The sequence below is a fragment of the Microcoleus sp. AT8-A3 genome (genome assembly GCF_036705675.1).
Classification (GTDB): domain Bacteria; phylum Cyanobacteriota; class Cyanobacteriia; order Cyanobacteriales; family Microcoleaceae; genus Microcoleus.
In genome coordinates this window covers 1-9,974 of the sequence record NZ_JAUBVD010000109.1, presented here as the reverse complement: position 1 = coordinate 9,974, position 9,974 = coordinate 1, and the positions used below count along the sequence as shown (strand labels likewise).

Genomic DNA, 9,974 nt, shown 5'->3' with positions numbered 1-9,974 from the left:
GTGGCTGCTACTTGATAGAAATATGTCTTACCCAAACGGGTATTTGTGCGGGGAGTGGAGGTGATGGATGGCGGGCGATTGGGGGCGGCTGGGCTGACGGTTAATTCGATTCTTTGGAATGCTTCTCCCCCTTTGTTATCTGTTGCTTTAATTAAGATTTCCCAAGGTTCGACTTCGCCGGCATATGCCCAATTGAATGCACCTCCTTGCTGTGCGGTTGTAGGAGTCCAATTAATTACTCCGGTTGTGGGGTTGATTGTGGCGTTAGTGGGGGTGACAGGTTTGCTGGAATTGGGAATTATGGAGTAGGTAATTGCGTCTCCATCTAAGTCTATGGCTTTGGCTTGATATTGGAATGGTTGGTTGACGGCGGGATTGATGTTTTGTGGCAGTTGACTTGTGAAGACTGGGGCGTTGTTTCCGGGGGTAACTTCGATTTTGAAGGCTTGTAAATCGATGCCGCCTCTGCCGTCATTTACTCTGACAATGATGTCGTGGGTTCCAACTGCCGACAGTGGGGGACGCCAAGATATTGTACCGTTGGGGGCAACTGCCATGCCTTTGGGGGCGACTGCTAAATCGAAGGTTAAATCGTCGTTGTTTAAGTCAGTTGCAGATGTTCTGTAAACTAATCTTTCTCCTGCTTTGACTGTTGTTGGCGGGGTACTGGTAAATTCGGGGTCAATATTGGGGCCTGCTAGTTTGGAATTTGTGGCTGCAAAATCTACTCCAAACTTTGTATTGTTAGCGGTGACTGTTACTTCTTGATAAATGGGATTGGTTGGAGATGTTTGAGTCCATCCCGGTTGCAATTGAGAGACGATGCGATAAGTTCCAGGGGCGAGGGTGAAGGAATAGTTGCCGCTGGCGTCGCTGTAAGTGTAGGGTTCGTCGGTATCTCGGATGCCGTCGCGGTCATTATCGACATAAACTAACCAATTTTCCATTCCCGGTTCGTTGTCTGTCGGTTTACCTAAACCTCGGACTACCATTAAGTTGTCAAAACCGCCCCAAGCGTTGAAGAGTAAGTCTCCCGTCACCGGGTCGGTTGTTGCGCCCCAGGCACCCCCATAATTGGTAACAAAAGGAGTTCGAGTTGAAGGAATGGGATTGCCGTCGTTATCTATAGAGTAAGCATAGATGCCACCACCATTCCATTCTGCCATCAGCAAACCTTCACCGCTGTCAAAATTGGGTGCGGAGATTGGCATATAAACAAAGGCACCCGGGCCGGCACCTGCGGTTGTTTCCAATTCAGGCGGATTGATGGTGTAGCGGGGCGTACCGTCGGGGAAGTTGCCGTTGCGCGTGTAGGTGAGGGTGTAGAATCCATTGCTGGGGTAGGCACCAGTGGCTTTGAGTTGCCCCTCTCCGGGAAAACCTTCGGGAACGAAAGTCAAGCCGCCCATAGCCCTGGGATAGTAACCACTGGGCGCGCCACCTGGTTTGATGGAATAGATGCCGGTCGGTTTCCACAAATTGGCTAAGAGTACGTTGTCGGGGGTGTAGACCAAACCCGCGTCGCTGTAGGGAGAGTCGGCAAAGTAATTGGCTGTGTAGGGAGTTTCTGCTTCGCCGTCGTCGTCTAAGCCGATGATATGACCGTTTTCTCCCCGCACTACCTTAACTTCGTACAGGGCACCCCCAGAAGAGGCTGCACCGCCACCTAAGAGCAAAGTATTCGGGTCAACAGTACCGTCCGGGTTGCGTTTGAAGGTCATCGCCCCCAAGATGCCAGGGACTCCATCTGGCCTACCTAAGTCGTAGGCAGCGTAGTTGTCTTTGAAGTCTAAGCCTACTACTACCCGACTGTCAGGAGTCATGTTACCCGGATTGGTAACGCGGCGAGTGCCAGTCCCGTCTGCATCCAGATACACGCTGCCCTTAACCGTGCCGGGGACGACGCTGCTGATTGACAAATCAAAACTTTGGATGTCCGCGTTGCCGCGACCGTCCTCGACTCTGACTCTCACTTTGTGAGTACCCTCGACGGGAGTCGCCCAAATAATCCTGCCCGTTTCTGAATCAATAATTGCACCGCTGGGCGCGTCTTCCAGCAAATAAGTGAGAGTATCCCCGTCAGCATCGCTGGCATCCGTGTCGTATACATAGCGCCCGCTTGTATAACCAGAAGTAACGGCCGAAGTGTTGAAAGTTGGGGAACTGTTTCCAGGTTCGGGTACCACCCGCACTTGGAAATCTTGCTGGGCAACACCACCTTTGCCGTCAGCCGCTTCCAAGACGACGCGGTAAGTCCCCAATTCCTGACCAATAGCACCGCTAGTCTCGCCATCCCCGGGAGTAACGACTGCGGGTACGGACTTTCCAGACAGCGTTTGGAAACTGTAAGCAGAAGCTGTAGTAGAGTCGCCAATTACTGCCAAAACGTACTCCCCGTCAACAGGCAACAATGCCTCGAAGTCCGTGGCAATATTGTTGATGCCAACAGTCCTTGGCGAGCTGTTTTGATGCCCCGGCTGGTAAAGTATCCAATTATTAGACCAGCCTCCCGATATTGAGTCAAAGAAAACGCGCTGACCCGCAGTTCCAGTAAACTTGTAGAGGTGAACCGGTTTTCCCGGCTCCAAAGTAGCGCTGACACGCTTGTTGAGTTCCAAGTCTTGGGCGTCTGCAAAATCCAGCACTCGGAAGCGGAAGTCAGCAGGAGAATCTTGTTCCCCAGTCAGTAACAAATTGTAAGTACCAGACTCACTTAAGGTATAAGGGCCGGCATCGCCAGTTGACGACGCGCGCCACCAACCATCGTTGAGAAATATCGTGTCACCGCTTGGGCTAACCAAGCGGGCGGCAACAGATTCAGCCCCTCCACCCGGAACCATACCGTCGTAAAAGATTGTTTGTCCGGCCGATCCTGTAAAACTGTAAACTTCAGCAGTTCGCCCGGGGTCTTGAGTTTTGCTAACCGTCACCCCCATTTGCAGGGAGTTCTCATTGTCGCGGGGGTCTGGAGTAACGGACGGCAACTCTAGAATGCGGTAGCGATAGTCACCCGTACTGGTGGCATTGCTCCCCTGCACGCGCACAGTGTAAGTCCCCGTTTGCAGCAGTTGATAGTGACCCCAGTCGTTGCTGGCGTTAATGTGGATGATTGGGCTGCCGTCAGGGTTGAACAGCTTGACCTCAACTGGGTCGTTGTCCCAGTCTTGACTGTCAAAGTAAATGCGAGTGCCAGCACTAGCTGTAAAGGTATGGTTGACAACCTGTCCCTCTGCAATATTTCCACTTTGCACGCTGCCGAGCCCAGTTGTGGCAACGGGTGTTGGCGTAGAGTCCGTTACCGTAAAGCTGTAGTCAACGGGAGTTGCGCTGTTACCGCGAACTGCTAAGACATACTCCCCGTTTGCCGGCAGCATCAGGTTAAAGTCAGACCCAGACACGCCAGTTTGAGGAACCACTTGGTTGTTTGGTCCGTAGACTATCCAGCTAGCGCTGCTGCTAAAAGGCACAGCCGCGTCAAAATTCAGCGTTTGTCCCGCCTTCCCCGTAAATTTATACAGCTCGGTTTCATTGCCCGGTTCGAGCCTGCTTGGGGTCGGGGTTGCCACAGGTAGAGGAGTTGCTGCTGCCACATCCTGCAAGCGGAAGTTGTAACTACCTGTCGCACTGTCATCCCCATCCACAATCAAACGGTAAGTTCCCGACTCGGTAAGAGTTGTCGGCACCCAGTCAGCATTGGCTGCAATCCAGTTGCCAGTGGGACTGGCTGCGTTCCAGGTATTGTTGGTAAATTCAGCACCGCTGGGACTAATCAATTTAGCGCGGATGCCGCTGCTGGCACCTTGACTGTCGAAATATACCCGCTGTCCCGGAGTTCCCGCGAAAGTATATTCGTTTCTTTCCCCAACTTCCGCAATAGTCCCCGATACGGTACTGCCCAGTTCCAAGGCAGTGGGGGTAGCTATGGGAGGGGTAGCAACTTTAAAACTGTAGTTAGCGGGAGTTGCGGAATTGTTCTGAAGGGCAAGGACGTAAGTGCCGGGGACTGACGGCGTTATTTCAAAGTCAGAACCAGTCCACCCCGCTGCCGGGACAGGCTTGTTGTCCGGCCCGTAAAGCACCCAGCGAACGTCGCTGCCGGTACTGGCTGCTAAATCGAAATAAAGCGGCTGCCCAACAGCAGGTTTAAATTGGTAGAAATCTATCTCGGTTCCCGGTGCGAGGGTATTGGAAATATCGGCATCCAGATTTAAAAGCGGTACTGCTTGCGGGTCTTCCACATCCACCAAACGGAAACTGTAATTGCCCGTCGTATTGTCGGTACCGTCGATGACTAAGTGGTACTCGCCTGCCTCCTGCAGAAACATAGGGGCGGTCATGTCAGCATTCAAATTGCTGCTCCACGTCGGCTGAATGCTCCAATAATTGTTGATGCTGGGGCTGTTGGGGTCGTTGAGTACCGTATCGGTAGGATGGCTGGGCGAGAACAGCTTAACAGTGAAGTTGCTGTCGCCGCTGATGCGGTCAAAGAACAGCCGCTGACCGGGCTTGCCGTTAAATTTATAGATATCCCGCTCTCCAGGTTCGTTAATGCTGCTAGAGACGGGCGAACTCAAAGTTAAAGGGGATACAGTTGTTTCGGGTGTCGTTACTTTAAATTGGTAACTCTCTGGGGCGGTAACGTTAGTGCTGCCACCCATCACCAGAGTGTAAGTGCCGTTCCCCGGCAGCCTGACTTCTAAGTCCGGCGACAGCCCGCTGAGGGGCGCAGGTATCACTTGGTTGTCAGGCCCGTAAAGCGTCCAACCCGTACCCTTATTCCCGTCCCAGCTTCCTGCTAGGTCAAAATACAGGTGTTGCCCTTCTGTTCCTTCAAACCGATAAACTTGTCGCTCTCGGGCATTAGCTAAAGTACCCGACAGGTTTTGGTCAAAGGGCAAGTCGAAGACGCTGGGATGGTTGGTACTCTTCGTGTCGAGGAGGCGGAAACTGTAGTTGCCCGTGCCTCTCCAATCCCCATCAATTTCAACTCGGTAAGCACCCGCCTCTTCTAGGGTTATTGGTTTCTGTTCTGCTGTTGTTTGCTGTTGGTAAATCTCTTTGCCGCTAGGACTAAAAATTTTCGTCCGCAAATAAGGGTCATTAGCGACGAGGCTATCTACGACTAGCTGCTGACCTACTGTACCCGTGAAAGTGTAGGTGTCCAGTTCCCCCATTTTCCCAATGGCACCCGTTGCCGCGTTCCCGAATTCGATGGGGGCTGTTGTCCGTTCAGAAGTAACTGCTTGGAATGGGTAATTTACGCTGCTGTTATGTGGGTTAACGAGCGCTACGGTGTAAGTGCCGTCGGCAGGCAAGGTTAATTCTGCATCGCCCGCCCCATTCGGTTTCAGGATGCTGTTGCCAGGCCCGTAAAGCGTCCAGTTGCTGCCATCATTAAAAAAGTAGACGTTTTGCCCTGCCGTACCTGTAAACTGCAACAACCGCGTTTCGTTTGCTGCTACAGTCCAAGTTTGAGCGGGGGCGTCTAGCACCATTGGCGCTGCTTGAGAAGCGTCTAAGAAGCGGAAGCTGTAAGCGCCTGTTTTGGTGGTGTCTGGGATATATGTTGTAGTAGGGGTATCGACAACAGCGCGGTAAGTACCCGTTTCCAGAAGCGCGAACAAGTCGCGGTTCCAGGATGTCGATATGTTGGGGAATACTTCGACACCGCTGGGGCTTAGAAGCCGAACGTTTTTTGAACCGCTATCTGCAATGCCGTCGAAGTACAGACGCTGGCCTGCCGTTCCATTGAAGGTGTAAATGTCTTGTTCCCCAGGCTCGCTGATGGTACTGTTTGCTGGGGTTGGGGTGCCAATGGGAAGGGATGCTACGGGCATTGTCGGTGTCACGACTTGGAATTTATAGGTAGGCGGGCTGCCGTTGTATCCTTGCAAAGCTAACAGGTACTCGCCATCACCGGGTAACGCTAACTCTAAGTCGCTAAGTGCCTGCGTTCTGTTAATGACTGTCTGTCCTCCCGGCCCGTAGAGAGTCCACGTATTAGACCACGAACCATCTAATGCGTCAAAGTACAAATACTGACCGGCTTGCCCGTTAAAGCGGTACAAGTCGGTTTCAAAGGGGCTGGGGGCAAAGGTGCTTTCAATATCTGCGTTCAGAACCAAGGGGGTAGCGCTCGTTCTGTCGAGGAGGCTGAAGCTGACGTTGGCGGTTGGTGTTGCTTGGTCGTTAGACACCAGCAAGTAGTGAGTGCCGCTTTCGGTTAAGGTGTCGAGCCTATCTGTTGCGTAGTTTGTCCAATATTCTGCTGCTGTAAAGTTAGCGATTTGGCTGCCGCTGGGGGAAATTAACTTAAGCGAGACGCCTGGGTTATTGGTCAGCCCGTCGTAATACAGCTTTTGACCCACCGCGCCATCAAACTTGTAAGCCGTCGTCCCCCAAGCTGGGATTGACGGGATGCTCGCAGTCGTATTCAAATTCAGCGTTTGGGATGCTGCCAAATCGAGCAAGGAGTAGCCGTAGTCGCCAGTTCCCTCTACTCGCAAAGTGTAGGTTCCCGTTTGCTGCAACTGAATCGGGCTTGGGGAATCTGTGCTGGCGCTGGAGCCATTGAGGGCAGAGACAACAGAGCCGCTCGGGTTCAACAGCGTGACGGAGACAGCATCGCCATCCGTATCAAGGCTGTCAAAGTAAACTAACGTACCCGCACTGGCAGTAAAAGTTTGGTTGGCCGGGGTTCCTGGCGAAACCGTACCGCTGCGTGCTATCCCCAAACCCGAGTTCGCCACTGGCGGGGGGGTGATGTTGTTCGCGGAGATGTTGTAACTGACGCTGCTGCTTGATGGGTTCTGCAACGCTAGGGTGTAAGTACCTGTAACGGGCAGCAACACTTCAAAATCGCTGTTTAGCCCAGAGCCGCCTATCTGTGACGAAAAGTTTGGAAAACCGGGAGCGTACAGCGCCCAGCTTGCACCCGATGCCGCAGGTGACAAGCTGTCGAGTTGGATTCGCTCTCCTGCCGTTCCGCTGAGTTGATACAGCACTGCTGCGTTTGGGGGCAAGCTGCCTGGGGTTGCCGTTCCCGAAGACAGGGTTGGGGCTGCTGTTGCATCCCCCAAGCGGAAACTGTAGTTGCCGGAGCTATCATAATTGCCGTCAATTGTCAAGCGGTAAGTGCCGCTTTCGGTGAGAGTATTGGACAGGCCGTCAGCACTTGTGTAACCGCTGAAGATTTCCAGACCGCTGGGGCTGGTGATTTTAGCTGTGATGTTGCCGTTGCCGAGTTGGGGGTCAAAGTACAGTCGCTGTCCGACGCTGCCAGTAAAGGTGTAAACATCTTGTTCTCCAGGTTTGCTGATGCTGGCACTGTTGACGGAACCCAAGGTGAGGGGGGTAGGGTTGGCAGTTGAGAAAAATGGCTGGATGCTGTAGTTGATAGGTGCGGCGGTGCCATTGCCGCCTGGCGCGGGAGTGCCGTCCCCGCGCAAGACTATGTAGTACGTTCCGCTTCCCGGCAGCACTGTCTCTATGTCGCTCCACAGGTAATTAGAGGTCACTAACTGGTTGCCGGGTCCATAGAGATTCCAACCGCCCGGGGACGAGGAAAGGAGGGTGTCCAAATACAGGCGAGATCCCTCGGTACCTGTAAACTGGTAAACGTCCGTCTCCGACCCCGGACTCAAAGTACCGCTGGTAGGAGCATTCAGGTTCAATGTCGGTGCTGTTGCTAAAGAGAGCAGCCGGAAGTTGTAATTTTCTGTGGATTCGACATACCCGTCTACAATCAGCCGATAATTTCCAGCTTCAGGGAGAATATATGGGACAGTTTTCGCCCAATCACTGGATGCATTGGTATTAAAGACTTCAATACCGCTGGGACTGATTAATCGAACGTAAGTGTTAGGTGTCTCTACCAAGGCGTCTATTAGCAGTCGCTGGTTGGCGCTGCCACTGAAGGTGTAGACATCCCTTTCTCCTTTTTCGCTGATGCTGCCAGAGAGGCTGAAGTTGCCCCACACATCTGGTGTAAGCGTTGCTGCTGATTGAGTTTGGGGGGTAATTACCCGGAATTTGTAATCCACAGGAGTAGCGTTGCGCCCCTGGACTGCCAGCACGTAGCTGCCGGCTGATGGCAGCACAACCTCAAAATCGCTACCCACACTGTTACCGTTGTAGCCTTCGTAAGTGTTGGAGCCGCCAAAGGTTGTCTTGCTGTCCGTAGCAATCCTCTGATTGCCAGGCCCGTAAAGCGTCCAGTTTGCCCCCCCCGGATTGATATCTGAATCGAGATAAAGGCGCTGACTGGCGTCCCCGGTAAAGGAATAAAAGTGGGTTTCAAAACCGGGACTTAACTGTCCGGTGACATCTGCATCTAAGTTAATGGGTGTGGCTTGACCCACATCCAGCAAGTTGAAGCTGTAGTTGCCCGTGCTTTCGGAGTAACCGTCAATCTCCAAGCGGTAAGTGCCCGTCTCGTTGATAGTAAATGGTTCTGTATCTGAGCCTAAGCCGATGTTGTTAAGCTGGGGTACAATGGAGCCACTGGGACTGACCAGCTTTACGGAGGCATTTACTTGGGAATTACTCGACAAGTAGTCAAAATAAAGGCGCTGCCCTTTCGTGCCACCAAAAGTATAGATATCCTGTTCGCCTTTTTCGGTAATCGCGGCACTGACAGTGTTGGGGTTGGCGTTGTTGCCCAACTGTAGCGGATAAGTAATCGTGTCGGGTGTAACAATTCGGAAGGTATAAGAAGTGCTGCCGAAGAAGGGCGCGCTGCCCCGCATTACCAAAGTATACTCGCTGTCGCTGGGCAAGACGATCTCGTTGTCGTACCAGCCTACGTACCAAGAGTTTCCTTGTTTTCCGTCAACCCAGGAGCTTACCTGCCTGCCCTCTCCATCATATAGTACCCAGTTCAGGTTGGAGTTGGTGCTGAGTTGGTCAAAGTACAGCCTTTGTCCTTTGGCTCCGTTGAAGCGATATGCGTCATCTTCTGAGCCGGGACTCAGCACACCCGTCACGTTTCTGTCGAAAGGTGCAACGGGTGTTTGCTCCATGTCAATTAAGCTGAAGCCGTATTCTCCCGCAGCACCGTCAATGACTAAGCGGTAGTTGCCAGTTTCGGTCAGGTTGATTGGAGGGCCTTGATAGTTTGTGCCTTGATAGCTTGTATTGCTATCGAGTACCAGCAAGCCGCTGGGGCTGTACAACTTTAATGTCTGTCCAGGAGTGCTCCTAAGAGAGTCGTAGTACAGTCGCTGTCCTTCGAGAGCGCTGAAAGTATAGATATCTTGTTCTCCTTGATTGCCAATTCGCCCCAGTACGGTGTCGCCAAATACCATTGCTGCTGGCGGCGTCCACTGGACGATTCCCGTTTCTGGGTTGACCCTCATTCCCTCTGGGCCGAGTACCAAGTTGTAGGTTAGGGTATCGGAGTCTGGGTCTTTGGCATCGGCATCGTAGCGGTAAGGTGTATTGACGGCTGCATCGACAACAGGCGTCGAAGTAAAAATCGGCGGTCGATTTGGCGGCGGATTAATAGCTGAAAGCGTATAATTTTGTTTAGCCACTCCACCTTTCCCATCTACCACTTCCACCGTCACCGCGTGATTTCCAATATCTCCGGCAACCGGATTCCAACTAATAATTCCGGTTTGAGCATCTATCTCCATCCCCAACGGTTTTTCCAACAAGGAATAAGTCAGCGCATCCCCATCGGCATCAACGGCAATTGCAGTATAAACGTAACTTTTACCCACCAAAGCTTCCGTATTTGGTGTCGCCTTAAATTGTGGAACTTGATTTAACTGGCTTAAAAATACTAAATCGTAACTAAACTGAACTCCTTGAGGATTGTAAAACTTTAACGTATCGGTTGATGTCAGTTCCCCCGGCTTTAAAATGCCGTCACCAACCAGTTTGCTAATGTCGTAATAACGGGACTTAAACAAATTTTAAGCCCAAACAAAGCCTAAACTGGCTTTATAAGCGGAGAATACGTCCCAATTTTG

1 protein-coding gene is annotated in these 9,974 nt (G+C 52.2%); it reads right to left on the bottom strand.

The genetic code is table 11. From position 1 onward, the window contains the following. The coding region (locus QUB51_RS29590; RefSeq protein WP_333264441.1) for a putative Ig domain-containing protein at positions 1-9,914 on the bottom strand (9,914 nt) is incomplete at its 3' end. Between the last annotated feature and the right edge of the window lie 60 nt (positions 9,915-9,974).